Origin of the sequence: Iodobacter violaceini, assembly GCF_011601265.1 — a bacterium.
In the GTDB taxonomy this organism is placed as follows: domain Bacteria; phylum Pseudomonadota; class Gammaproteobacteria; order Burkholderiales; family Chitinibacteraceae; genus Iodobacter; species Iodobacter violaceini.
Genome location: NZ_JAAOLX010000008.1, coordinates 38,104 through 64,452, shown reverse-complemented (window position 1 = coordinate 64,452; position 26,349 = coordinate 38,104). Strand labels below are relative to the sequence as shown.

At 47.9% G+C, this 26,349-nt stretch carries 22 protein-coding genes; 9 read left to right on the top strand and 13 right to left on the bottom strand.

Features of this window, described 5'->3' with window-relative positions; translation table 11 throughout:
- Positions 1 to 29: 29 nt before the first annotated feature.
- Entirely contained in the window at positions 30 to 866 is an 837-nt protein-coding gene (locus HA050_RS15560; protein WP_166828067.1) for a LysR family transcriptional regulator, read from the top strand.
- On the opposite strand, the gene HA050_RS15555 is transcribed toward HA050_RS15560, so the two are convergent.
- From HA050_RS15555 to HA050_RS15530, 6 genes are all read right to left on the bottom strand, one after another.
- Positions 867 to 1,652 (bottom strand): transporter substrate-binding domain-containing protein, encoded by a 786-nt coding sequence (locus tag HA050_RS15555; RefSeq protein ID WP_166828066.1) that lies wholly within the window; start codon positions 1,650 to 1,652, stop codon positions 867 to 869. It lies immediately after the preceding gene.
- A gap of 177 nt (positions 1,653 to 1,829) precedes the next feature.
- Positions 1,830 to 2,897, bottom strand: a complete 1,068-nt coding sequence (locus HA050_RS15550; RefSeq protein ID WP_166828064.1) for a type II asparaginase — start codon at positions 2,895 to 2,897, stop codon at positions 1,830 to 1,832.
- A gap of 153 nt (positions 2,898 to 3,050) precedes the next feature.
- Positions 3,051 to 3,983 (bottom strand): dihydroorotate oxidase, encoded by a 933-nt coding sequence (locus tag HA050_RS15545; RefSeq protein WP_166828062.1) that lies wholly within the window; start codon positions 3,981 to 3,983, stop codon positions 3,051 to 3,053.
- A gap of 443 nt (positions 3,984 to 4,426) precedes the next feature.
- A complete protein-coding gene (locus HA050_RS15540; protein ID WP_166828059.1) occupies positions 4,427 to 5,500 on the bottom strand; it encodes a diguanylate cyclase domain-containing protein in 1,074 nt (357 codons plus the stop codon).
- A gap of 301 nt (positions 5,501 to 5,801) precedes the next feature.
- Positions 5,802 to 7,418, bottom strand: coding sequence for a flagellin N-terminal helical domain-containing protein (locus HA050_RS15535; protein WP_166828056.1), 1,617 nt, complete (start codon positions 7,416 to 7,418; stop codon positions 5,802 to 5,804).
- 87 nt (positions 7,419 to 7,505) lie between these two features.
- Positions 7,506 to 8,321 (bottom strand): arylamine N-acetyltransferase family protein, encoded by an 816-nt coding sequence (locus HA050_RS15530; RefSeq protein ID WP_166828053.1) that lies wholly within the window; start codon positions 8,319 to 8,321, stop codon positions 7,506 to 7,508.
- Between the two features lie 431 nt (positions 8,322 to 8,752).
- On the opposite strand from HA050_RS15530, the gene HA050_RS15525 reads away from it, so the two are divergent.
- Positions 8,753 to 9,892, top strand: a complete 1,140-nt coding sequence (locus HA050_RS15525; RefSeq protein ID WP_166828050.1) for a pyridoxal-phosphate-dependent aminotransferase family protein — start codon at positions 8,753 to 8,755, stop codon at positions 9,890 to 9,892.
- Positions 9,893 to 9,980: 88 nt separating this feature from the next.
- Here HA050_RS15525 and HA050_RS15520 read toward each other — a convergent pair whose 3' ends face one another.
- The gene (locus HA050_RS15520) at positions 9,981 to 11,447 is read right to left on the bottom strand and encodes an alanine/glycine:cation symporter family protein (RefSeq protein WP_166828047.1); all 1,467 of its coding nucleotides are present in this window, start codon (positions 11,445 to 11,447) and stop codon (positions 9,981 to 9,983) included.
- A 309-nt stretch (positions 11,448 to 11,756) separates the two neighbouring features.
- On the opposite strand from HA050_RS15520, the gene HA050_RS15515 reads away from it, so the two are divergent.
- Entirely contained in the window at positions 11,757 to 12,554 is a 798-nt protein-coding gene (locus HA050_RS15515; RefSeq protein ID WP_166828044.1) for a 2OG-Fe(II) oxygenase, read from the top strand.
- Positions 12,555 to 12,561: 7 nt separating this feature from the next.
- On the top strand, positions 12,562 to 13,959 hold the full coding sequence (locus tag HA050_RS15510; protein WP_166828041.1) for a pyridoxal phosphate-dependent decarboxylase family protein: 1,398 nt from the start codon (positions 12,562 to 12,564) through the stop codon (positions 13,957 to 13,959).
- A 37-nt stretch (positions 13,960 to 13,996) separates the two neighbouring features.
- Here the strand turns inward: HA050_RS15510 and HA050_RS15505 are convergent, their stop codons facing one another.
- Positions 13,997 to 14,683, bottom strand: coding sequence for a substrate-binding periplasmic protein (locus tag HA050_RS15505; RefSeq protein WP_205836461.1), 687 nt, complete (start codon positions 14,681 to 14,683; stop codon positions 13,997 to 13,999).
- Positions 14,684 to 15,188: 505 nt separating this feature from the next.
- Between HA050_RS15505 and HA050_RS15500 the strand changes: the two genes are divergently transcribed.
- The 4 genes from HA050_RS15500 to clsB all read left to right on the top strand — a co-directional run bounded on the left by HA050_RS15500 (position 15,189) and on the right by clsB (position 19,253).
- Positions 15,189 to 15,629 carry a LexA family protein gene (locus tag HA050_RS15500; protein WP_205836460.1) on the top strand — a complete coding sequence of 147 codons (441 nt, stop codon included), beginning with the start codon at positions 15,189 to 15,191 and terminating at the stop codon, positions 15,627 to 15,629.
- A complete protein-coding gene (locus HA050_RS15495; RefSeq protein ID WP_166828035.1) occupies positions 15,629 to 16,894 on the top strand; it encodes a Y-family DNA polymerase in 1,266 nt (421 codons plus the stop codon). The genes HA050_RS15500 and HA050_RS15495 overlap by 1 nt, the downstream gene beginning before the upstream one ends.
- Positions 16,895 to 17,036: 142 nt before the next feature.
- Positions 17,037 to 17,846, top strand: coding sequence for an endonuclease/exonuclease/phosphatase family protein (locus tag HA050_RS15490; protein WP_166828032.1), 810 nt, complete (start codon positions 17,037 to 17,039; stop codon positions 17,844 to 17,846).
- Positions 17,847 to 18,089: 243 nt separating this feature from the next.
- Positions 18,090 to 19,253 carry a cardiolipin synthase ClsB gene (clsB, locus tag HA050_RS15485; protein WP_166828029.1) on the top strand — a complete coding sequence of 388 codons (1,164 nt, stop codon included), beginning with the start codon at positions 18,090 to 18,092 and terminating at the stop codon, positions 19,251 to 19,253.
- 9 nt (positions 19,254 to 19,262) lie between these two features.
- Here the strand turns inward: clsB and HA050_RS15480 are convergent, their stop codons facing one another.
- The 3 genes from HA050_RS15480 to HA050_RS15470 form a co-directional block, all read right to left on the bottom strand.
- Positions 19,263 to 20,690 (bottom strand): alpha/beta fold hydrolase, encoded by a 1,428-nt coding sequence (locus tag HA050_RS15480; protein ID WP_166828026.1) that lies wholly within the window; start codon positions 20,688 to 20,690, stop codon positions 19,263 to 19,265.
- An 87-nt stretch (positions 20,691 to 20,777) separates the two neighbouring features.
- Positions 20,778 to 21,221, bottom strand: a complete 444-nt coding sequence (gene yiaA, locus HA050_RS15475) for an inner membrane protein YiaA (RefSeq protein WP_099397744.1) — start codon at positions 21,219 to 21,221, stop codon at positions 20,778 to 20,780.
- A 319-nt stretch (positions 21,222 to 21,540) separates the two neighbouring features.
- Positions 21,541 to 23,673: an ATP-binding protein gene (locus HA050_RS15470; protein WP_166828023.1), complete on the bottom strand. Its 2,133-nt coding sequence runs from the start codon at positions 23,671 to 23,673 to the stop codon at positions 21,541 to 21,543.
- A 494-nt stretch (positions 23,674 to 24,167) separates the two neighbouring features.
- Between HA050_RS15470 and HA050_RS15465 the strand changes: the two genes are divergently transcribed.
- A complete protein-coding gene (locus tag HA050_RS15465; RefSeq protein WP_166828020.1) occupies positions 24,168 to 24,311 on the top strand; it encodes a hypothetical protein in 144 nt (47 codons plus the stop codon).
- 51 nt (positions 24,312 to 24,362) lie between these two features.
- Here HA050_RS15465 and HA050_RS15460 read toward each other — a convergent pair whose 3' ends face one another.
- Together HA050_RS15460 and HA050_RS15455 are read right to left on the bottom strand one after the other, a co-directional pair.
- A complete protein-coding gene (locus HA050_RS15460) occupies positions 24,363 to 25,583 on the bottom strand; it encodes a DUF1615 family protein (protein WP_308418908.1) in 1,221 nt (406 codons plus the stop codon).
- Positions 25,584 to 25,646: 63 nt separating this feature from the next.
- Positions 25,647 to 26,348, bottom strand: coding sequence for a glutathione S-transferase family protein (locus HA050_RS15455; protein ID WP_166828017.1), 702 nt, complete (start codon positions 26,346 to 26,348; stop codon positions 25,647 to 25,649).
- Position 26,349: the final 1 nt, after the last annotated feature.

The window sequence follows — 26,349 nt, the reverse complement described above, 5'->3', positions numbered from 1 at the left end:
AATTCCTCTTTCTGCCATCGGCATTTTCTATGGATATCCGTCAACTTAAAGCGTTTATTGTGGTGTTTGAAGAACGCAATATTACGCAGGCCGCTCAGCGCTTATACCTTAGCCAGCCTACTTTATCTGCCACCTTGCGCCAGTTGGAAGACGATCTGGGCGCGGTGCTGTTTATTCGGCAAGCACGCGGTGTAGAGGCTACTGAAGAGGCGCGGCTTTTATATCCGCAAGCACGGCGTCTGGTTGATCAGGCTGCGGCGCTCAGCGGGCAGTTTCGTCAGCGTCAGCAGCGCATGCCGCTGGAGCTGGGAATTGATGATGATTTGGGGGAGAGCCAGATTGAGCGTTTTCTGAGCAAAGCGGCGCAAGCTTCATCGGCCATCTTGCTCAATATTCAGGCCGGTTGCTGTGGCGATGCCAGGCTGGCTGCGGAGGAGTCTCGCTGTGAAGATGAGCTGTTTTTGCCGTTGTGGGAAGAAGCCTTTGTTTTGGCGCTGCCTGGCGGGCATCCCTTGCTGGCAGAGCCTTTGCTGGAAATGGCACATTTGACGCAAGTCGGGTGGATTAGCTGCCCGACGCATTCATCACATCAAAGGCTATTGGCTTTACATGGGGAAAACAGCCTGGGGCTGAGCTTTGCGGCGCAGGCGGGAAGCCTTACCTTGGCTGCCCGTATGGTTGCTGCAGGCTTAGGAGTGGCGCTCTTGCCTGAATCCTTGCTGGTGGATCATCCCCGGATCTGTATTCGCCCCCTCTCTGGCCCCTATTTAACGCGGCGTGTGGGCTTGTGCTATGCAGCGCAAGCTTTGGAAATCCCGGCGGTGCAGGCATTACATGCATTTTTGCAAAGTGATTTATTAAAATAACTATGGGGTGCTTTTTGCAGACCAGGGCTGCCAGTCCTGGTAGGGCTTGTGGACTTTGATATAGGCTTTTTGCAATTCACCGCTGGCGCGGGCTGCCGAGATGGCTTTGCTTAATGCATTGTTTACAAAATCGCCCCGCTGATTGCAGGATAAAAACAGCACATCCGGATAATCATCAAAATGTGCGCGGCGGATTTGATTGAGTTTGAATTTTTTAATAAGGTAATCAGCTTCTTCCTGCGCCCAGATGAGCGCATCAATTCGCCCGGCATTTAGTTTTTTGAGTGATTGTTCTAAATTAACGACGCTTTTAGTTGAAAAGCCCCAATTAACGGGTGGCGCTTCAATTGAATATTTGGCGAGGTTGGATACTTTTAAAATATCTTCTTTAGTCAGTGGTTTTTTGCTGAATGTATAAAGCACAAAACTGACCTTTCCCAGCATTTCTTTTGAAAACTGATAGGGCGTGAAGTTATCTGCGCCTTCGCTTATTTTCATAATTGGGAATCGAAAGTCGGCATTTTTATTATTGGTATCAAGATAAACCCGTTTTACCGGCTCGATGCTGATGCTGATCTTGCCTTCAGGATAATATTTATTGACGGTTTTTAATAAATCAGGGAAAGGGCCGGTCTCCGCATTTTCTAAAATTTCGGGCAAAAAAACCGCTACGCCATGAATATCAGGATTGTTGACAGGTAAGCTGTCAGGTGTGATTGTGCCATTACAGGCAAAGGCTGAACCTGCCGCCAATCCTATTGCAAACAAACCTGTTTTACTGATCATGGCTGCATACCTCAATCGTTGTCCTGATTGATCTTAGTGCATCATGCCGGTTTATTTAATTTGTAATTTTATAATCGGATGGTTTCATTCTTTACCATAAAAAATGCGGCCTTAAAGGCCGCATTTTTATACTCAGAAACACGCTTTGCTGCATTAAATGCAGCAGATGCTGTTTGCTTAGTAAGTGTAGAACATGCGTTGAATTTCTTTGCTGTCTTTGGTTTTAGTCAGCGCCAGCATCAGCAGGATGCGGGCTTTTTGTGGGGTGAGGGTATCAGATACGGTGAAGTCGGTTTTGTCATCGTCATTCTCGCCGCCACGTACAGTCGGGCCATTGCCCACGCGGGATGAGCGATTAATGTGGATGCCTTTCTGACGCAGCTCGGTCAGGCGGGTGCGAACCGGAGTGGATAAACTGCCATCCCCTGTGCCTGCATAAACAATACCCACATCGCCAGCAGCGGCAAAGGCATCAATTGCAAGGGTGTTGGCATTGGCTGAGCCGTAAGCAATATCCACAGCAGGCAGGGTTTCCAGCTTACTTATATCGAATTCGGTTTCACTGGTGTGCTTACGGGTGCTGCTGCGGTAAAACTTGGCCTGGCCCGATACCATATAACCCAGGCTGCCCAGCTCCGGCGCTCTGAAGGTATTGCCTGTCATGGTGTTGGTTTTGGTGACATCGCGTGCGCCCTGAATTTCATCATTCAGCGAAACCAGGACACCCTGGCCAACGGCTTCTTTGCTGCCTGCCAGTGCCACTGCATTATAAAGGTTGATCGGGCCGTCAGCGCTGATCGCTGTGGCAGGGCGCATTGCACCAACGATCACCACAGGTTTTTTGCTTTTAACAACCAGATTCAGAAAATAAGCGGTTTCTTCGATGGTATCAGTACCGTGGGTAATAACCACGCCGTCTACATCGGATTTTTTCAGTACTTCATTTACGCGTTTGGCAAGCTTCAGCCAGTGCTCATTGCTCATGTTTTCGCTGGCGATCTGGAAAACTTGCTCGCCTTTTACCTGCGCTACTTTTTGCAATTCGGGCACGGCTTCAATCAGGCGTTCCACACCAATTTTAGCTGCGGTGTAACCCACAGTTGTGGTGCTGGTTGCACCCGTACCTGCAATGGTGCCGCCTGTTGCAAGGATCATGACATTTGGAAGTTTGTCTGCTGCATTGGCAGTAAAAGCGGCACAAATAAGGGTAAGGGTAAGACCCGTTTTAACGCATTGATTAAGCATGCCTTTCTCCAGACTGGGGCGCAGCCAAGTGTTTGACTGCGCTGACCCATTGATAAGTTACTGCAGATTTACAGTGGTTGATGATGATGCTCTGGTAAAGAGGCAGGCGTATATGGATAGAATACCTGATAGGGAAATCTATTACACGGCTGTTTAAAGTGTCTTTAATTTACCCTGAAATTCCCGGATTGTTTTGTACCCTTTTTCTTGCATGATCTGGGCCAGCTCTGCTTTCAGGCGCACAAAAATGTCCGGCCCCTGCTCATACAGAGCGGTGCCTACCTGCACAATACTTGCACCCGCTAATAAATGCATAAAGACATGTTCACCGGTATTGACACCCCCGCAGCCAATAATTGATTTTTTAGGGCAGCGCTGGTGAAACGCGTTTACATTGGCCAGTGCTGTAGGTAAAACGTATTCCCCGCCTATACCACCAAAGCCTTGTTTGGGTTTGATCAGTACGGTTTCGCTTTCCATATCAATCATCAGGCCATTACCAATTGAATTAATGCAGGTAATGAAATTGACTTTTTCATAGCGGTTCAGGATATCAGCCACTTCATCAAAATGCGCAATATCAAAATAGGGCGGAAGCTTCACTCCAAATGGGCGTGAATAAGCCGAGCTGATTTCTGCCAGAATAACATCGAGTGCATCAAAATCGTAAGCAATTTGCGCTTTACCCGGCACATTAGGGCAGCTTAAATTGAGCTCTAATAATGCGGGGGTATAGGCATCTTGTATTTGCGCAACAATGGTTAAATTGTCGTCCAGCGTTAATCCGGCCACAGAAAAGAAAAGTGGTTTGTTTTCATAATCATGCCGCTCGGCATAATCCAGATAATATTGATGCCCTTCATTGGGCAGCCCCATAGAGTTAATGCTGCCCATGGTCAGGGTATGGTAGCGGGGCTCAGGGTTGCCATCACGGCGCAATAAGGTGCAGCTTTTTGTAACCATTGCGCCAGCTTCACTCTCTGCGAGCGCATGAAGCTGACTGTTTACATTGCACCAAACGCCGGACGCGTTCATGAGCGGTGCGGTCAGGGGGCGTCCAAGAAAAAAGGTTGAGAGGTCGAGCATGGTCGGCATCCGCAGGTGTTTATGTCAGAGCAATCATAAAATAGGGATTTGATAAAGAGTGTGCGCGATATCAAGAAATGTGGCGAATTGCGCTTATTTTTAATTGGCATCTGCCGGTTTTTAGCTGTTTTGTTAATTGTTAACAATTAAAACAAGGGAAAGTCATTTTTATGATGCGGGTCACGGTGTGTTGAGGCAAGGGGGAAGGTGAAAATGGATTGAATTGATTTTGCTGAATTTAAAATGTGCGTTTCAATGCTTATGACACGGGGATGGCGGCGGGTCTGCATTTAAAGAAGTAAGTTTTTGATGTAAGAAAAAATAATCGGCTTGATAAATACACTGTTAAATAAAAAGAATAGGGCCAATACGTTGTTTGTGATGGCTCATTTGTGATTTATTAATCTTTATGATGATTTTCTTATATTTAATCCAAGGCTGTTTTATAAAGAGTGCTGAGTCTTGAATTCTTTTTTTGCCTGGTACATTCTGTCGTCGGCTATCCGAATGAGTGCCTCTGGCTCTTCGTAGGATACAGGCCCCGCCTGCACAATGCCTGCACTGAGTGTGATGTTGTCTAAGCGCTGGCTAATTTCGCCGTTTAAACGATGAACATAAGTATCGGTTGCTTGCTGTAAGAAGCAATTGGGCAAAATTAAGCAAAACTCATCCCCTCCATATCGAAAGCAGCAGTCCTCCATTCGTGCAATGGCGCTGATAGCATGGCCAACTGCGCGCAAGACTTCATCACCGTATTGATGGCCTTTATTGTCATTAATCAGTTTAAAGTTATTGATATCCAGGTAGACAATGGAAACAGGCTCTGCGCGGCGCTGTGCAGAGCGTAGAATTCGAGTAAGCGTTTCTGTAAGGCCGCGCACATTAAGTAAGCCAGTCAGAGGATCGGTTCGGCTCATTTCTTCGAGCTGACAGGTACGATCTCTTACTTTTTCTTCCAGAATACTGGCGTAGGATTCGGATTTTTCCCTTGAAATTTCAATTTCTGAAACCAAACTACGGATGTAAGTTTCAAAGACCAGGGTAATGTCAAATAAAAAGAGTTTGGATAATGCCGTCAGCGTGGCACGGCGCTCTGCTTCTTCAGTGAGTGATGTGTAAATAACATCATGAAGCAGCGCTTTCAGGGTGCTGATGGCAGAAAGATAGAGTTTAGGCTCTACGCCTATGCGTTTATGCACCAAGCCAATGCGCAAACGGTTATTTACATATTCCAAATCATAAAGACCGCTGAATAAATCCAGTACATAACGCCGCTGTGCTGTGCGCAGGCGTCCCAAAGTGTCTGCATCGCCAATTAATAATGAAATCTCGGCTACATTAGTTTGTAATTGGTAAAATTTATCAACCAGTGCATCAATTTTACTTTCAATAATGGGACGGAAATTTTGTAATTTTTTGAAGTCGTCTTCATCCAGTGAAAGTAATTCTTTTCGATTGGCAATATCAAAATCAGTGATCCGCATTTGCTCAAGCAGGGTCTGTTCTGTTTGTTTCATGGAATGTCCTTCAGCTGCTGATGGCTCTGTTTTGTAATACGCTTGTTTTTAATCTCTGAATCATGGTCTGCCTTCAGTATAGCGTTTTATATTGCACTTCATATTCTTGAAGAAATTAATTCGTCAGGCGGTATGAGGGTTGTTGTTGGTCACTCTGCTTTTAAACTGACGTATAACCCTGTTCTTTTGCAATGTATTTAATATTAACGCTGGGCTAGGCGCTGATGAATCCGTTGTTTCTGAATTAAGGGGCACTCTTTTTAGAAAGCATCCAGGTTTGAGCTGCAGCTTTATGGTGTGCTTATAAGCTTTTCAATAAACTCAGGATTAAATTTGGTACGGCATTGGCAGCGGCAAGCATGGCGTTGCCAACCTGCATCAGAATTTGCGAGCGGGTAAACGCAGCGATTTCTGTGGCCATATCCGCATCCCTGATCCTGCTGCGGGCTGCGCTGGTGGTTTCTATGCTGTTATCGATATAAGCAATGGTAAAGGCAATGCGGTTTTGAAATGCACCAAGGCTGGAGCGCTGCTGATTGAGCGTATCCAGCGCTTTATCGGCGATAATCATGGACAAGGCTGCATTTTGGGCGCTGGAGACATCCAGTTCTGAAACGGCGCTGAGTCTGGGGCTGAGCGTGCTGCCGGGGGGCAGTGTGCCGCTGCTGCTGCCGTCATAAAACACGCCATTTCTGACCGACAGCGTGCTGTCGGTCTGTAAGGAATAAGCCGTGTTGCTGTTTAAAGCCACCTGCCCGGCAAAGCTGATACTGCCTGAGCCGGATAAGTTGTAGGGCGGGCTGCCAAGTAAGGATTCCGTCATGCGCGGGTTGTTACACATGGATGTGGCGGGGTCGTAATTCCAGACCGAGACTGCAGCACCAAAGCCGCTGGCCGCACCGGAGTTGGATGCCAGTACAATATGATTGCCATCGTTGTTATTTAATTTAATTCCCCATGCCGCATTGCCGCTGGCGTTTTTAAATTCGGTCAGCTGTGCCAGAACACCAGTCTTTGATGATTTAGCATTAAAGGCGCTGATGGCGCTGGCGTATTCATCGCGATCAATTACGCCGTTGTTATTAGCATCCACCACATTAAAATTAACGGCGCTAAAGTTGCTGGATTTGGATGCCACGGTTAATGCATAGCTGCCCGAACCCAGCGATAAAATTGTTTCAGTGCGGGCGCTGGCCGTGACGCCGGTGTTGGCCTGATTGATTTTGGCCGCAATAGTTCGGGCCGAATCCGCCTCATTTAAGCTGATGCTGCGCCCGTTGAGTTGCAGTGTGCCACTGCTGAACACGGCGCCACTGACGGTGCTGATCGTACCTGTCATGCCATCGGTGTAGCTGAGCGTGCCGGTGCTGGCCTCGCTCCGTGCGGGCGTGCTGCTGCCGATGGTGTAAGCGCCATATTGATCGGTACGCAGATTGTTTAAACGGGTGCTCAGGGTGTTCCCGGCATTGGGGCCAATCTGATAAGACATGATGGAGGATGAGCCATCGAACAACTTTTGACCGTTAAATTCGGTGTCCCGGGCGATGCGGTCCAGCTCCTCAAGCAGCTGAGTCACTTCCGCATTCATCGCCCGCCGGTCCGATGCCGAGTTGCTGGCATTGGCCGATTGCACCGCCAATTCTCGTATGCGCTGCAAAATATCGATCTGCTGGGTGAGCGCGCCTTCGCCAGTTTGCGCCATCGAAATCGCATCGCTGGCATTTTGCCTTGCCTGCGTTAAGCCCCGGATTTTGGCGCTCATTCTTTCAGTGATTAACAGCCCTGCCGGATCATCTTTGGCGCTATTGATACGCAAGCCGGATGATAAGCGCTGAAGAGAGGTATTCAGCGCCGTCTGTGTTTTTTCCAGATTGCGCTGCACCATCAGCGCGGCCACATTGGTGTTGATAATTAGCAAGGCTAATCCTGAGCTTTTGGCTAAGCTTGCCTCAGGACTGGTGTATCGGTATTCAATCTGAAAGCTTTAGGCTGTCTGTCTGTTATCTTAAGCAGGCGCCTGGCAGCAGATCTTGCGGGGGGCCAGCAGGGCCGCAACCGTTGCATTGCCAGGAAGCTGCATTTGAAAAAGCCGCAGTAAATACTGACGATATTCAGCCACGTCTTCGATGTGGTGCAGCGTGCGGTGGCCATTTTTACTTTGAATAACGCAATCATTCGAAATGGTATTGCGTCCCTCAGCCGTTGCGATTGAGCAAACCGATTTTTGCGTAAAATGTGAAGCAGGGGAGGTTTGCTGATAAATGCACATTTCTGCAAAATCGGTAATGTCATATGCATTTAATGTGAATTGGTATTGCGGCTTATATTCATGATTACTTTTTTTCTGCATCACGGTATAGGTCTGATCGTTTTGCATGATTTGGTAAGCCGCATGATCATTTTTTTGCGGATGAATAAGCAGAGGCGTTTGAAATGAATCGCCAAAACCAACATCGGCAATATATTGCTGCTGATCCAGGGTAATCAGCAGAAGCAGATGATCGAATGCGGGCCCATAGCTTTTGCCATTAAAGACCTGGGCCGAAATCAGCTGAGTGCTAAAGCCAAGCGATGAAAGCAGGGCAAGAAACAGATAATTCAGCTCATAACAAAATCCGCCCCGCTTTTTTAATATGATTTTATCAAACAGGGCGGGAAGGCTTAAATCAATAGCAATACCCAGGTGAATATCCAGATTTTCAAAAGGAATATGCCGCATATGGGCTTGATGCAGGGCGGTGAGCGTGGGCAGGCCGGCGGCCGTGCTGCCGGAATAATTGATTCGTTCCAGATAAAGCCTGATTTCCTGATCGTTTAGCATTCGCTGTCCTCGGATGGGGTCTCTTTGCAGGGGGCGCGCTTTGGAGCGGATCAACCCGTATAAGCCAATATTCAGGCGGCACAAGGATTGTGCGGGCATTCCGTCAAACTGGCTGACTGCCCGGCCAGTCTATAAGTTCCCTTAAGTTGCAGTGCCAGGGTAAAACTGTGGCTTATGCCAGGCCGCGCTATGCGCAGCACCCACATCCGGGCTTTGATATGGAGTTTGAACAAGAGGCATCATCAGTCAAATACAGTGTAAGTGTACGCCCACCGGATTACAGTGTAAGTGTACGCCCACCGGATGACAGTCTGCTTAAAACCTGGCTTAATCAGGGGGACCTTTTTGCACTGCAGCAACATAAGTGTTTTCCACCGCCGTAAGTCGGGCAAAAAAGTCTGATAATGCAATGACTCACTACGGAGACTCCCATGCTTACGCCACCGATGATTATGCCTTTTTTCCCTCCGCATCGTATTTTGATGGGGCCGGGGCCTTCTGATATTTATCCTTCTGTGCTGGCGGCATTGTCCAAACCCACCGTGGGCCATTTAGACCCGCTGTTTGTGGGCATGATGGATGAGATTAAAACGCTGCTGCAATACGCATTTCAGACCCAAAACTCAGTCACTATGGCGGTTTCAGCGCCAGGCTCTGCCGGGATGGAAGCGTGTTTTGTGAATCTGGTTGAGCCGGGTGAAACCGTCATCGTTTGCCGCAACGGTGTATTTGGCGAGCGTATGCGCCAAAATGTCGAGCGTCTGGGTGCAATTGCCGTGCTGGTCGATAACGCCTGGGGCGAGCCGGTGAATCCAAATCAAGTTGAAGACGCACTTAAAGCGCATCCTGAAGCTAAATTCCTCGCCTTTGTGCATGCAGAAACTTCGACTGGTGCTTTGTCTGATGCCAAAACACTCTGTGCGCTGGCTAAAAAATACGATTGCCTGAGTATTGTGGATGCGGTGACTTCCCTGGGCGGTGTTGAGCTGCGTGTGGACGACTGGGGCATTGATGCTGTGTATTCAGGCAGCCAGAAGTGTTTATCCTGCGTGCCTGGCCTCTCGCCGTTGTCTTTTTCTGATTCGGCCGTGGCTAAATTAAAAGCGCGCAAAACACCGGTGCAAAGCTGGTTTTTAGATCAAAGCCTGGTGATGGGCTATTGGGGCGATGCAGCAGGTGGCGCAAAGCGCAGCTATCACCACACCGCGCCGGTGAATACACTGTATGCCTTGCATGAATCTTTGCGCTTGCTGGCCAATGAAGGCTTAGAAAAAGCATGGCAGCGCCATCGTGATATGCATCAGCTGCTGCGCTATGGGCTGGAATCTTTGGGGCTGAAGTTTGTGGTGGATGAAGCATTCCGCCTGCCTCAGCTCAATACCGTGCATATTCCTGCAGGCATTGATGACGCGGCGGTGCGCAAGGTGCTGCTGGAAGATTACAACCTTGAAATTGGCGCAGGCTTAGGTGCGCTGGCCGGTAAAGCATGGCGGTTTGGCCTGATGGGCTACGGCGCACGACGCGAAAATGTTGCCGTGTGTGTACATGCTTTGGCGACAGTGCTGCGCTAAGTCTTTTATGATTGGCGGGTGCAGGCGGGTTTTACTCCGCCAGCCAGAACGATGCCGACCCTAGATAGGGTCGGCATCGTTTTTCTTACTAAGCTTTTGGCGCTTCTGGCACCGCTTCAGATTCTGAATGCTTAGCATGCCAGTGCTTAGCCACATTCAGCCCCATAGCCATGGGGTTAAATACCGGATCTTGCTTAAGGCTGAGCTGTTGCTCGTAGTCTTTTAGTGTGGCCAGTGCCGGTTTTTGCAGCGCTAAAATGGCAATGATATTCAGCCAGGCCATTAGCCCAACCCCCATATCGCCCAAGCCCCATGCCAGCTCTGCTGTTCGGATGCAGCCGTAAAACGATACGGCGAGAATGGCTATTTTTAAAACAAAAAATAGTCCGGCAGAAGGGATTTTGCGCGCTAAAAAGGCGATATTGGTTTCGGCAATATAGTAGTAAGCCAAAATTGTGGTAAAAGCGAAAAAGAACAGGGCAATGCCGACAAACATGGAGCCAAAGCCGGGCAGGGCTTGTTCTACCGCAGCCTGAGTAAAATCGCTTCCTGCCGTCATGCCTGCCAGGCCTGTGAAAACAGCCTGCCCATCGGGAGCCACCACATTATATTTACCGGTAATTAAAATCATAAAGGCCGTGGCAGAGCAGACAAAAAGCGTATCGATATATACCGAAAACGCTTGCACCAAACCCTGTTGGGCGGGGTGTTTAACTTCTGCTGCAGCGGCTGCATGCGGCCCGGTGCCCTGGCCCGCTTCATTTGAATAAATACCGCGTTTTACTCCCCATTGAATCGCCAGCCCCAGCATGGCCCCCATTCCCGCTTCAGTGCCAAAAGCAGAGCGGACAATCAGCATAAAAACATCAGGTAATTGCTGAATATTAAGCAGAATCACCACAAAGGCAATCAGGATATAGCCCAGCGCCATAAAGGGCACCACCACTTGCGCTACATTGGCGATGCGTTTTACACCACCAAAAATAATCATGCCCAGTAACAGCACAACGATGGCGCCGGTTACGGATGGGCTAAGCCCAAAAGCCGTTTTTAAGCCTGCAGCAATTCCATTGGCCTGCACGCCAGGCATCAGTACCCCGCAGGCCATGACGGTGACACAGGCAAACAGCATGGAATACCATTTCCAGCCCAGTCCTTTTTCAATATAAAAAGCGGGGCCGCCCCGGTACTGGCCTTCGTGTTTTTCGTGATAAATCTGCCCGAGTACTGATTCGATATAAGCCGTGCTTGCGCCTAAGAACGCCACCACCCACATCCAGAAAATAGCGCCCGGCCCGCCAAAAGAGATAGCAGTGGCGACGCCTGCAATATTACCTGTGCCTACCCGGCCGGAAAGCGATAAAGACAGCGCCTGAAACGATGAAACACCGGCCGCAGAGGCTTTGCCTTTGAACATCAGCCGAATCATTTCGCGGATATGGCGAACTTGCATAAAGCGGGTGCGAATCGAAAAATACAGCCCCACGCCCAGGCACAAATAGATCAGGGCAGAGCTCCAGATCCAGCTGTTTATCGCATTCACCCATTCTTGCATGGTGTTCTCTCCTGACGCATTTGAAATGCGAAATAGGTCAAAGGGAGGACCATTGTTAAGCACAAAGTAACACTTTGATTACTGGGGCTTCCACCTAGGTAGTCAGCCATGCGTAATGCATATGTCAAACGAATAGGAAAAGTGGTTATTTCGTTAGTTCTTTAAATAATAATGATTCCCATTACTAATTTGAGTTTTGCGTGCTAGTCTCCGCACAGCTCATGGCGGGTTTTCCTTCTTGCTGCCAGGGCGTAGTCATGACCTTTTTTTCAAGCGACTTCGTATTTCAATACATGGGAGTGGTGTCTTATGGGGCAAAGAATAGTCAGAGTTGCAAAGAAGTTATCGGCAGATTTAATTGATGAACTGATTCATGATGATATTGCTGCCGTTCTTATCGAAGGGTATTACCCCACGCATTTATGCAATTTACTCAGTCATAATATATTGCACAGCCAGGATATAGATCCTTATACCCATGAAGTAATTGAAGAGGAAAAACTGCTGCAAAAGTATTTTGGTGTTGATCGTATCGGGATTCCGTTTAACAGCACTTACAATGCTGCTGATCCTGAAACCATCCATGAATACTATCGTAATGCCAGTGTGCAAATTGAACGGTTACGCGGGTATTGTGAGCATTTCTTATCGCCCATTGATAAATTGCGGCTGGAATTAGATGAGTTGTTTATTCCGGGGGCAACCGTTGCTCATTTTGAGCATAAAAAAATGCTGGCCGGTATTGTGCGCATCAGCAGGGCAGAGCAATCTTATTTAAGCGCATCAGAGCCGCATTTTGATGCACTACCCCCTGAATATGCCCAATTAGATGCCCAGCTTGCCGCCAATATTTATTTAAAAGTGCCGGATGCAGGTGGTGAATTGGAAATATGGGATATTCCTGCACTGCCTCCTTTGACCCAAGCCCCGGAGCAATGGCGGGCCCAATTACCTGATCCGGTAAAAATAAAACCCAATCTGGGTGATCTGATTATTTTTAATTGCCGTAAACCGCATGCCATTGGTGCGTTTTTGGGTGAAGACAGAATCACGACGCAAATGTTTATCGGCTATCAGCAGGAAAAATCACTCTTGCTTTGGAATTAGGGGCGACATGATGCAACAAGACTTTAAACAGGCGCTGGCCGGGGTCAGTGAATGGATGAATGCATATCAGCAGAATGTTGCTGATTATCCGGTTGTGGCCGCATTAAAAGGCGGCGAGATTTTGCAGCAGATTCCTGATTTTGCTCCCAAAGAAGCTGAGCATTTCTCTGAGATTTTTGCTGATTTCAAAAAAATCATTGTGCCAGGTATCAGCCATTGGCAGCATCCGCAATTTCTTGGGTATTTTCCTTCCAATACCAGCCCGCCTTCGGTATTGGCCGAAATGCTGGTGGCCAGCCTGGGGGTGCAGTGCATGAGCTGGCTGACCTCACCAGCCGCTACAGAGTTAGAAATCAGAATGATGGAATGGCTGCGTGATTTATGGGGCTTGCCTGAGGCGTTTTCGGGGGTGATTCAGGATTCCGCATCCAGCTCTACCCTGGTCGCACTTTTGGTGGCAAGAGAGCGGGCCACGCAGTTTTCCATTAACCAAGCAGGTGCAGCCGGGCATAAATTAAGCGCCTATTGCTCGTCTGAAGCGCATACCTCAATTGAGAAGGCGATCAAAATTGCCGGTATCGGCCAGCAAAATTTAAGAAAAATCCCTGTAGACGAGCAGCAATCCATACGGATTGATCTCTTGCAACAAGCTATTGCTGAGGATATCGAGCAAGGCTTTACGCCATTTTTTATGGTGGGGGCCTTGGGGACAACAGGCAGTACGGCCGTTGATGATCTGGCGGCGATGGCTAAAATCGCTAAGGCGCAGCAGATCTGGTTTCATATCGATGCCGCCTATGCCGGATCGGCGCTGATGTTGCCCGAGGTGCGGCAATTGGCTGCGGGTTATACCGAGGCCGACAGCATGGTGGTAAATCCGCATAAATGGCTGCTTTGCAATTTTGACTGCTCAGCGTTTTTTATCCGCGATAAAGAAAGCCTGCTGAAAACATTTACGCTGGGCCTGATCCCTGAATATCTGAAATCTCCCAACAGCACCGGTCAGACTAACTTTATGAATTGGGGCGTGGGCCTTGGGCGGCGATTCAGGGCTTTAAAACTTTGGTTTGTGCTGCGCTGGTACGGCACAAATGGTTTAAGGGATTTAATTACGCATCATATTGATTTAAGCGCCAGGCTGGAGCAGTGGGTAAGGCAAGAGCCTCATTTTGAAGTGCTTGCTCAGCGGCATTTTAATTTGCTCTGCTTTCGCTTAAAAGCCAGTGATGAGATCAATATGGAGCTGCTGCGCCGCATCAATGCCAGTGGCAAAGTGTTTATGACGCATACCAAAATCAACGATCAGCTGGCGCTGAGAATGGTGATTGGCCAAACTGAAGTCAATGAGCGGCATGTGCGGGAGGCCTGGCAGCTGATTAAAAACCTGGCAAAAGATTTAATATAAATAAGAAAAGGGGCTTTGAGTAAAACAAAGCCCCTTTTTATTGCTTTTTTGCTTCTTGCATCATGCGCTGATACTCGCCGCTCAGTTTTAATTTTTTAAGACCTTTATTAAATTTATCGGCAATTTCTGCGCCATTGGGTATTTTTTTAGAGATTAATAAATACACAGGTTCTTCGGCAAAGTTTTTGGGGAAGAAAGTGATTTTGTCCGCATCTTTAGGGGAGAGCGTGGTGGAAATAAGGTATTGTCCCAGTATTTTATCTGCAGTAAATAAATCAATTCGTCTGGCAATTAATTTCTTGATATTGATTTCATCGCTGGGGGCTTCATCGCATATAAATTGCTGTTTTTTTCTGGCTGTATCAAAGGCGGCACCATAGCTGTAGCCAATGCTTACGCCTACTTTGTAATTGTTTAAATTACTAAAATTCAGTTGCGTTATTTTTTTATCTTTTAAATGAAAAAAACCATACTGGACCACATCAACCGGATCGCTCAAAATAAAAAGCTGGCTGCGCTCTGGTGTTTTAACCCAATAAGGGGTGAGGTCTGCCTCGCCCTTTTTTACCATATCGTATGATCTTTTCCATGGGTAATAGGCGACAGATACCGTTACATTTTCCTGCCTGAATGCTTCTTTGATAATCTTGCTGATAAATCCTTCATCCTGCAGAGATTCGGACAGATAGGGCTGAAACTCGCCACTGGCGATACGAACACGCATCTCAGCGGATTGTGCGCTGGCAGCAGAGATTATGAAGAGAAAAATGGTGAGAAAATAACGCAAGGCCCGCCCCCTTTTGAATCAATATAGCAGTAATTTATGGTGGCATTGGTGTGTTTAAGTACCCTGCAGTGTGTAAACAGGCGATTGCTGATTGTTTATTGACAGAGTCATGCTGGTCTTTGCTCTGAGAAAACGCTGATGATCTGTACGGAAAAGGAAATAGTGGCAGGTCATTTTAAATGGTAAATGAATGCGTATTTCAATTAAGAAATGGTGATTTTTATTTAGCCATCTGTTTTTTAGTATTTTTAAAGCAATAGTCAGGAGTTGTTGACCGGGGTTTGATCCGGATCAGCTGCGGGGCCTGAAGTATGGCACTTTGCATCTTTGCGAAGAGAGGGGCGCGTCCATGATGGCTTTTTTGAGGCGTTTGTCATTTTTATCTTTACCGGCGATATATTTACGCTCAATATAGAACGATCGTTCTGCTTTGGTGTTGACCATGTCGGATTTTTATACTTCTCAGGGTGTCAGCTTGCCAGCAGCAAGCTGCATGCCTGTTTACCTGCCTTATAGCAGCACTCCGATTCCTGCTGGTTTTCCCAGCCCTGCAGAGGGATATCTGGAAGAGTACCTCAGCCTTGATCAGCATCTTATTCAGGATAAGGAGTCAACCGTTTTGCTGCGCTGTAAGGGCGATTCGATGATCGGTGCGCATATTTGTGCGGGAGACTGGCTGATTGTGGACCGGGGCCGACAGGCCGTATCGGGTGATATTGTTGTTGCCGCTCTGGATGGTGAATTCACTTTGAAAAGGCTTATCTTGCGCGGGCAGCAGGTAATCTTACAGCCGGAAAATCCCGGGTATCAGCCCATTTTTGTGCGGCCAGAGCAGGAGCTTTCGCTGTTTGGGGTGCTCACAGGTCTTGCGAGGCGTGTGTAATGCAGCGGCAAATTGCGCTTGTGGATTGCAATAATTTTTATGCGTCTTGCGAGCGGGTATTCCGGCCCGCTTTAAATCACAGGCCCATTGTGGTGCTGTCAAATAACGATGGCTGCGTGGTGGCCCGCAGCAATGAAAGCAAGGCATTGGGTATCCCTATGGGGGTGCCCTTGTTTCAGATCAGGGATGTAATTGCACAGCATGGCGTCGTGGTGCTTTCCAGTAATTACGCTTTATATGGCGATTTAAGCCGCCGGGTGATGTCTATCCTTGGGCGTTACTCTCCCCTGCAAGAAATCTATTCTATCGATGAAAGCTTTCTGGATTTAACGGGCTTTAGCAGAGTGACGGCGTATTGTCTTACGCTAAAAAAGGACATTAAGCAGCGCACGGGCATTCCAGTTTGTGTGGGGATAGCACCCAGTAAAACGCTGGCAAAGCTGTGCAATATGCTGGCAAAGAAAATGCAGCCCTGGGTTGAAAATGGGGTGTTTAATTTTTACGAGACCGAGCCTCAGGTCTGGGATGCTATTTTGCAAAAGCTGCCTGTGGGGGAGGTGTGGGGGATAGGGTACCGGCTTGCCCGCAAATTAGAATTTGATGGCATCACTACGGTTTACGATTTAAAAAAGGCGTCCCCCTCATTGCTGCGCCGCCGTCATGGCGTTTTAGTGGGGCAAACCATTGCTGAGCTCAATGGCGAAGTCTGTTTAGAGCTGGAAGATCTTCCGGCGGCAAGGCAGCATATTTTGGTCAGCCGTTCATTTGGTCGTAAAACATGTTTATTCAGCGAGGTGCAGGCCGCACTGGCACTGCATATTTCCGCTGCGGCCACTAAGCTCAGGCAACAGCAGTCTCTGGCCAGCCAGCTTACTTTATTTGTACGCAGCCAGCCTTCTGATTACAGCCAGCCTCCCGTACAGCGCTCTGTTGTGTTGCCTTTAAGTGCGCCGACAGATGACACCCTGCTCTTGCAAAAAGCAGCACTGGCAGGCTTGAAAACATTATTTACGGAGGGCGCCCTTTATCAAAAAGCAGGCGTTATGCTGGCGGGCCTTGCGGGGCAGCAACAGCCGGACTTGTTTGCTGACAGCCCCCTCCCTCAGCGGGCGAAGCTGATGGCAGCTTTGGATTTAATCAATCAACATTTTGGCAGGCATACCCTGCGCAGTGCCGCCGAGCTGATGAGCCACGCCAGCAACATGAATCAGCAGTGGCGCTCACCGCGTTATACCACCTGCTGGAATGAGTTACTGGAAGTTTGAAAGCTAAAGAAGAGAAGAATGTTGTTCCTGCAATCCGGCATTCGTACAAATTCCTTACATTTTGGTAACGTTGGGGGTAGGCTTAAAGCAGGCCCTGTGGTTTTACAAAATGCGATGGGCAGCTTGAAACAACACTTTTTTCATGGCCTCTGTAGGTGATTTTGTTTTGAATAATCATTTGTCTTTAAAAGTGGCTACTTACAATATTCATAAGGGGCTGTCGCTGTTTAATCAGCGGCTGGTTGTGCATGATGTTCGTGAGGCCTTGCAGGCTTTGTCGCCTGATTTGATTTTTTTGCAGGAAGTGCAAGGCGCGCACAGTCAGCGGATACAGCGTTTTTCTAACTGGCCTGTTGCGCCGCAGCATGAGTATTTGGCGGGTGATTTACATGTGGCTTATGGCTTAAATGCCCGTTATAAGCTGGGGCACCATGGCAATGCGCTGTTATCCCGGTTTCCTATTTTGCGCTGGCATAATCAGGATTTAACCCTGCATCGTTTTGAGCAGCGTGGCGTCTTGCATTGCGAGCTGGATGTGCCGGGCTGGCATCAGCCACTGCACGCGCTTTGTGTGCATCTTAATTTGCGGGCAATGGACAGGCGTAAACAAGTCAGAATGCTGATTGAACGGGTAATCAGTGATGTGCCTGAAGATGCGCCTCTTGTGCTGGCTGGCGACTTTAATGACTGGCGCGGCGAGGCCACCCTGCAGTTTGCCCGTGAGCTTGGCCTGATCGAGGCCTTTAATGCCTTGCATGGCACTTCTGCTAAAAGCTTTCCGGCCAGCTTACCCATCCTGTCTCTGGATCGGGTGTATTTACGGGGGTTTACGGTGCAAGTGGCCAATGTGCTGGGCGGAGTGCCCTGGTCTAATTTGTCGGATCATGCGCCGCTCTATACCGTATTACACCGTAATGAGGGTGGGCCTGGGGCGGCGGCTATTGAACTGTAAGTGATCCGCCGGGTCTGATTTATGGTTTGTTGTGTGGCTTTTGAACTGTGTGAAAAAAATGCGGCTAAATCCAGAATAAAAATCAAACCCCGTACTGCGAAGCATCTTGCGTTGCTTTGGTGCTGTACTGACAGTCTGATTCACGCTGGTTGTGCCGGGGTCTTGGGCGTTGCAATGGCGTGCGCTCTATCGCTGAATAATGAGAAACGCAAACGTTGTGTCAACGGCAGATGAGGCTGACTTATGTATGTGGCTGGAAATCGCTTTAAATTACTTTATAACGGGCAGGATTATTTTCCCGCGCTGATTGATGCGATTAATCTGGCACAACAAGAAGTTTTTTTAGAAAGCTATTTGTTCGAGGCCGATGAAGTAGGAACGGCGGTGATGGAGGCTTTAATCGCTGCAGCCTTGCGCGGTGTGCGGGTTAATTTACAGATTGATGGCTTTGGAGCCGGGCATTTGCCTTTGTCATGGCGGGAGAAGCTGGCGGAATCGGGCGTGAGGGTTTTGTTTTTCAGGCCGGAAGTAAAAATACTCTCGCCCGACAGGCAACGTTTACGCCGTTTGCACCGAAAGCTGGCCGTTATTGACGGTAATGTAGCGTTTATTGGCGGAATTAATATTTTGTCTGATTTTGAGCAAGGGCAGCCAGAATTAGCACCGCGCTATGATTATGCGGTACGCATGGTTGGCCCGCTGGTGGCTCAGGTGCATGAATCGGTGGATCATCTGTGGCGGCATACCGCATGGGTGCAGCTTAAACAAAACTGGGCAAAAACAAGTGTGACCAGACCCTCAGACAGGGCTCTTGGGCGCGCCCGTGGCTTGTTTTTATACAGGGATAATTTGCGCCACCGGCGTGATATAGAGCGTGAATATCTGCGCGCTATTTTGCGTGCCAAAAGCGAAATCATCCTCGCTAACGCATATTTCCTGCCCGGATATCGCTTGCGTCATGCGCTGATTCATGCGGCTAAGCGCGGTGTAAATGTTGTGCTGCTGGTGCAGGGCAGGGTAGATCACGCTTTGCTGCACTATGCCAGCCGGGGTTTTTATCAGCAGTTTTTAAGTGCGGGCATCGAAATCTACGAATACCAAAAAGGCTTTATGCATGCCAAAGTGGCGGCGATTGATGGCGTTTGGGCGACGGTAGGCTCAAGCAATATTGATCCTTTCAGCCTGCTTCTGGCACGGGAAGCCAATGTTTTTGTGCGTGAGAAGCAATTTGCCGGCGAGCTGCGTGCCGATCTGATGCGTGCATTGCAAGAGGACGCAGTACAAATTAAAAAAAGCGATGTTGAGCGGGATCGCTGGGTTTACCGGGTTTTACCCTGGCTTTGCCATGCTGTGGTGCGCCTGATGATGGGGGTGAGCGGCTATGGCGGACGCCGCTATCTGGAATAGCCCCGATGCTTACTCTGGCAGTGCCTGATAGTCTTTTGCGCTGATATTGATTTTTTTATGCAGCACGCGCTGTATTCCGCCCATATTCATATCACTGACTGAAAAATACAATTTGCTGCGCCCGCGCGCCTGAATCGGCATCGTTTGGCTGTGAACAGAGACGCCTGCAAAATCCAGATTGCCAGAATCAACAGACAGCGCCGGCTGGCCCTCTATGCGGCTGTTGGTGGCGGTAATCTGCGAGCGGTTGCTGATCACCGCCGCATCCGGGCTGCTGATCTGCACATTATCCAGCCACACGCTGGAATCGCTGATCAGCAAAGAGCGGGCGCTGAGATTATGCAAGTACACCTGTTTGCAGCCGTTCAGCTCAATACGGTCATAAGCACCGGTTAAGCGCTGATGATTACTTTTATTGCAAAGATGATTCCGGCTGCTGATGCTGGCTGCAGGCCAGGTGGTCTTTTCCGGAACAGGCGTCGTGAGCGCGTTGTTCAGGCGCTCGGCAAATTCATCCGGGCGCTCTGCCATAGGGACATGGCCTGTGTTGTCAAACAGGCTTAATCGGGCAACAGGCATGCGGCCGGCCAGTAAATAAGCGGTTCTGAGCGGCGCAACAGGATCGTTCATTCCCCAGAAAATATCGGTTGGGGTTTGGGTATGGCTGATTGCCTCTGTGAAATCTTCGTCCAGCAGGGAAAGCGCTGCATTAAAAGTGTGCATATTTTTAAAAAGATGCTCCCTGACCGGGGCGTTATGCAGCAGGCTGCCAGGATCGGGCAATACATCGTCTGCTGTTTCAATCAGGCTGGAGCGTAAGCGGTTTACTTTGCGTGTGGCAAAATTAATGAGCATATTGGGTAAATTGCTTTCTGCCCGCTCAAAATTAAGTTTGCTTAAATAATCTAAATAAACCGTTTTTTGCAAAATACCTGCTGCATCAATCAGTACCAGATGGCTGACTTTTTCCGGGTGATTATAGGTATAGCGTAAGCTGATTGCCGCGCCTAAAGAATGTCCAATTAAAATGACGCGCTGATCAGCTGTGTATTGCTGAATTAAAGCATCAATCAGCTGGCCATAATGGGCGGGCGAAAGCCGCTCCACATTATTGCCCGATAAACCAAATCCTGGCAGATCAAAAGCCACCACATGATAATGACGGGCTAGCCGGGGGATTTGAGTCAGCCAGTCCCGGCTGGCCTGGTTTCCAAGGCCATGCACCAGCACAATGCTTTGGTTCTGCGGGTTTCCGGCTTGCATGACAAAGACTTTGCCGTTAAAAAATGGCGCATCCTGCAAATGGTAACGCCATTCAGGCGGGTAATCTGCCGGTGCCGGAATATCCAGCGGCGTACCAGAAAGAAAGGCTGTTTCTGCATATAAAGGGTTGCTGATCAATAAAGTCAGTACAAGGCAGGCAGCGAATTTCAGCATGGAGTCAGAGAGGTGTATATAGCTTGAGGTTGAAGCAAAAACAAGCGGTGGCTGAGGTCAGCCACCGCTTGTTTTTATTTGAAATTTTTATTTGAAAGTATTGAGGTCTGCTGATTCAGTTTCTGCAAATTCTGGTTTTAACAAGGCCACATCCCGTACATTTTTTTGCACGGCAACCGACGCAAACAGGCTCAGCAAATACGACATTGCATAAAAGCCTTTTTCGCTGGAGGTGAGCGTTGCATTCCATAACCCTGCAGCAAGCAATAGCAGGGCGGCACCAATAGAAACCCAGCAAAGCCCGAAATAAAGCCCGGTGACAGGGATATCTTCTAAGCGGTCGCGTACCGATTTTTGTAATGAAATAGCGGCAAACAAGCCATATAACAGCAGGGTGAAATAATAGCCTTTTTCATTGAGTGCCATAGTGGCATTCCAGAGGCCGATTGAATACGTCAGCGTTCCGATAAATAGGGCGAGCCATGATGCACCAATAAAGGCACCTGACGGGCCACTGTGTTTTGCTTTCATATTTGTCCTTTGCTTACTTTAAATGACCAAGCCATTCTGAATGCTCATCATCAAAATAAAGCGGGATTGGGGTTTTTATCTATGATTTTAAAAATATAAATACGCAAATCACATTACTAAATTGATTGCTGTCAGAAAAAGTCAGCTGAAGATTAAATTAATCGCTGAGCAATAGCAAGTAAAATGGAATTAAAAAGCTGAGCGGAGGCGGGTAAAAGCCGCGCGATTAATTATTCACAGGGCGACCTGGCTTTTGTTGGGTCAGGGATAAAGCTTAGGGGGGAATCTTTCAGTAGTGCATGGGGCTTGTACACACAGATTACAAAGAAACAGATTGATCAGATGGGCTGCTGTAATGGTATTGCTGCATGGCGATCCGTGTATTGACTAATAAAAAGTTTAATTCAGAAATTTGATCTGCTTTACATTGTCCATGGGTATTTTCAATATCAGCAAGCTGTGCGGCAATCGATTCAGCACCAATTTGTAATGCAATCCCTTTGCCTGTATGCGCAATAAGACGGTTATGCTGAAGATTATTTTCTGTAAGCTCATGCAATAGCTCTTCAATACGGATCAGGCCTTTTTGACAAAGCGTTGAAAAACGCTCTGTGCTGAAATCAAGCAGTGAGCGGGCAGCCGGGTTAAATAACTGTAATGGGCGGGCTGTGGGGCTGGTGGGCTGGGCCTGCTCATTTAAATGGTGGTAAACCCTGAAAATTGAATTTACTAAATCGCGGGCCTGAAATGGTTTGCTCAGCCATGCTTTTAATCCAACCCGCTGCATTTCTTCTTCACTGGGGGGTAAACCTGCGCTCACCATTAAAGTGGGTAAGAAAAACCCATTGTCCTGCATTAAAGCGATGGTTTGTAAGCCATCAGGCTCCGGCATATTTCTGTCTATAATCAGAGCATTAATCAGCGGATTTCTGTGCAGTAAATCCAGAGCAATCGAGCCGTTTTCTGCTTCAATAATATGCGCCCCGGCATCACACAGAATATAACGCATTAATTCACGATTAATCGCCTGATCTTCTACCAGCAAAATATGTAAATGTGATAAATCAGCTTTGTTAAATTCCGGCATTGCCGGTGTGTTTTTTCCTTGCTTCACCTGTACGGTGACGGTGAATTCACTGCCAGCACCACGGCTGCTGATAAAGGATAAATCACCGCCCATATGGCGGGCGTATTCTTTGCTCAGAACTAATCCTAAACCTGTGCCTCCTTTCTTTAAACCACTTTGGGTTTGAACAAAAGGCTTAAAAATAAGATCCGATTCGCTTTTATCAATGCCCATTCCCTGATCTTTAACCACCGCTTTTAAATGAAAAGGCCCGTCGTTTACTTGTTCAATAGAAATAAACACACTGACTTTTCCTGAATCTGAAAACTTAATGGCATTGCTAAGCAGATTCAGCAAGATCTGTCGCCATTTCCCACCGTCAAAATATAAACACTCCGGAATAGGATCTGCGGTTTCGATTGATAGTATTAGTCCTTTTTTTTGTGCTAATGGTTGAAATATGGCTTCAATTTCTACGATTAAAGCGCGCAGGCTCAGATTTTCTTCGTTATAGGAGATATGGCCTGCCTCGACTTTACTCATATCCAGAACATTGCCCAACAGGCTTTGTAAATGGCGGCTGGAATGAATGATGTGATCCAGGTATTTGCTTTCTGATTCGGGCAATACATCTGCGTTTTTGATCAGCTCGGTGTAGCCCAGAATAGTGGTAAGAGGGGTACGCATTTCATGGCTGATGCTGGCTAAAAATAAACTTTTTGTCTCGCTGGCCGCCAGCGCTTTTTGCTCTGCATCTTTTAATTGCGCCAGATTTTTTTCATTACGCCAGATGGTTTTTAAAGCGAGCAGGGCAAAACCAAGCATCAGACAAAACAGCAGGGTATTCAGCAGTACTCTGGATTGAATCATTGAAGAAAATTTATTCTTATTATTTTCTAACAGCTCATTATTTCTTTCATCTAAGGCGCTCACTACTTTTCTTAAGTGTGGGGCTGTTTTATTCATTGAAAATTGCAGTGCATTAATATTTATTTTTTCTTCTTTGTTAAATATGGTTTTGTATTTTTCAACCCACTCTACCAAAGGAGGGAGGTTTTCCTGAAATAGCCTGTTGTTTTCAGATAAGCTTGCGTATGTACCGTTGTGATATTTTTCGATGCGTTCAGCAAAAATATGAAATTGTAATTTTATATTCTGTAAATGAGATGCATCCGGCAGCTCTTCGTAATCCTGAATGGCTTTTTCAATAAAGCTGAATTCTTTGTTGGCTGACCGTATTTCTTTTAATGTTTTACGTTGCGCAGGGGAGTTAAATTCTGTGACTAATAATTGTGCCTGACGCTCAAAATTCAGGATAAGCAAAAAAACAGCAAATAAGATAATGGCAATACAGGCGCAAGATGTACGAAATTTAAGGTTGTTCAACGTCATGCCCCAGCATACTGACAAGCCCTCATCGTAAATGCTTTTTTGAATGCTGACAGCATTGTCGTGGCAAAGACAAAAATCTGTTGCATATGCGTTGTATTTTAATAAGGTTCATTGATGCTGTGTGTAAGTGTTGCGTTTGTAAGGCGGCAACTCAGCACTTTTTCAATGACTGGCTTTATCGCTTCTCTGCCCGTTATATTTCTTGCAGCAATTGTTTTTCTCCCCTAAGCGCCTTAGGGTTATCTTGTATATAACTTACACGAATTAATTGATCTTTGTTAAGGATTCGATAAATAAAGAGGACTAAAATTTTGGCATACGGTTGAAACAGATTGTTTCAGGAGTAATCAATATTCAGAAAATACCCAAAATGATGTGCAAAAAAAGATTGAAAGAATGAGATGGCCGGCAATGCCTTTGAAATCATAATGATAATGAGCGTTGGGTAAAAGCAGAAGCCGGGTTTCCTGATGGATAGGAGGTGCCTCGTGTTTTCAGAAAAGTTTGAACTGGTGGTTTCACTGGTGGTGATTGTGGTTTGGATGGTGATTACCTGCCATCTGTTTTTCCCTCTCGCCTTACCTGCATCCGCCTCAGCTGCGGTTCAGCTGATATCCGGGTCGGGCTTTTAAGCCCGTTTGCCTTGCATAAAAAAAGCCAGCATCAGCTGGCTTTTTTTATTGTTAAATTGCCGGGGCACGGCTCAGGCAGGTTTGATAGCGGCCATCTACGCGCTTGGCAAACCATTCTGTGGTGAGTTTTCTGGTGATTTTAGGGCTGTGCAAATCAATTTGCGGCATAACTTCGCGGCTTGGGTTGCCTGCTAAGTTAAATACCCGCTGGTAAAGTGCGGTCTGGCTGAATCCTGTGACTTTTTCTAATAAAAGATCACGGCGAATTTCTTCATTACTCAGATTTAAGCGTCTGCCCAGCTTTTGCAAAGCTTTTTCTGTGCCACTGCTCTGGCTCATGGCATAGCCTCTTTCATAGCGCAGTAAATCACCATCCAGATCCATTGAATCCCCTGCTAATTTATTCACCGCGGCCTGAAAAGCGGCATTGCGGCTGGCGTAGCGGCCGGCATTAAAATCGGCAAAGCGATAAATCATTTTGCTGTAAGGCGCCGGGTACTGCAGCAGAATGGCGGTGCCAAAATACACGCCGCCCTTGCGGGTAAATACTTCGTTTCTGACGCTGCTGCGGCGTGCATAGGGGTAGGGCCAGGCGCGCACATGGCCTTCGGCAAACTCTACGCTGACTTGCATAGGGCCGCCCGTGCGGATGGGATTACTCATATTAAAAGGCAGATTCAGGCGTTTTGCGTCGCTGGCCAGATCTTCAAACACAGCGTTCATTTGCGCTTCGGTTTGCAGCTTATCGATGCGTTCTTTATAGCTGCGCCCGTCGGGGGAGCTTTTTAGCAGGGCGGTTTGCACGGCGATTAAAGGAATGTGGTACTTGCCCGCTTTTTCTTCAACCTGCTTCCAGACGATTTTGCCCAGCCCCGGCACCGTCGGATCGCCTTGCCAGCTGGATTCCTGCTCAATCACCGCCATAACGGCGCAAAAATATTCCGGGGTATAAGGAATTTTCAGCGCGGTAAAGGCATCCACTAAGTCGTTTTTCCAGCCATTACGCTCGCTGATTTTAGCGGGGAGCAATTTGGCAACCAGCGTTTGGGCTTCAAGCGTGCTGATCTGTTTAACCACCGGTACAGGCGGGGCAACAATCACAGGGGGCGGGGCCACAGGAGCTGGCGCGGGGGGCGGTGCTGTTATTGGCGCTGAGGCAACCGGCTCGCTGACGGGGGCGGGGGTGATGACGGGCGCAGGGCTAATGGGCGCGCTGGCACAAGCTGCAAGCAGGGTGCAAAGCAAGACGGGGGAGAGTTTACGGGGCAGCACGGTTGAGGCCAATTCATACAAAAGGGCGAGCTTAGGACAAAAGCCCTTCGCCCGCCAATATTTTTAGCCTTCAGGATAAAATTTTTTGCTGATGCGATCGCAGTAAGCGATCAGATTGGGCTTGCTGAGCGCATATTCGTGCGCAGCAGAATCAAAAAGCGGGCAAAGTGCGCTGCGCATAAAGGCATAAACCGTTGCATCGGCTGCGCACAGTGTGTCGCCCATTAAATAAGTTTTATCGGCCAGAAAATCAGCCAGCGCATCCAGGTCTTTTTTTGCCAGCTGAATAATATCGGTTTCTTTATGCAGTGCAATGCCCTGAATGCGTAATTTGGTATTCATTTTCCGCCGTACTTTCCAGATGACAAAGCCACGGATCAAAGCTGGAATACGTTTGAAAATTTTCCTGGGGCCCTTATTAAAGTTGGCATCAATGGCCCAGCGGTCTCTGAGCGAGATATAGTAAAGATGCTCTTCCAGCATTTTTTCAAATGCCCATGCAATACCGCGTTCGGCCGGGCTGAGTGCAGCATCAAAGTTAATCTGCTGGCTTTGTTCCAGGTAAAAACGAATCAGCGTGGAATCATCAATAACCCTGTCTTCTGTTTGCAGATAGGGCATCTTTCCTTTTGGGGCTTTGGCATAGCCCCCGGTCTGGCACCGGTAATCGCAGCCCGCCATTTTGAGCAGCAGCTCCGTTTTTGTTACGAAGGGGCTCATATCAGGCAAGCCAAAAGCCGGGCCAAAGGTGTAAAGAGTCATCATC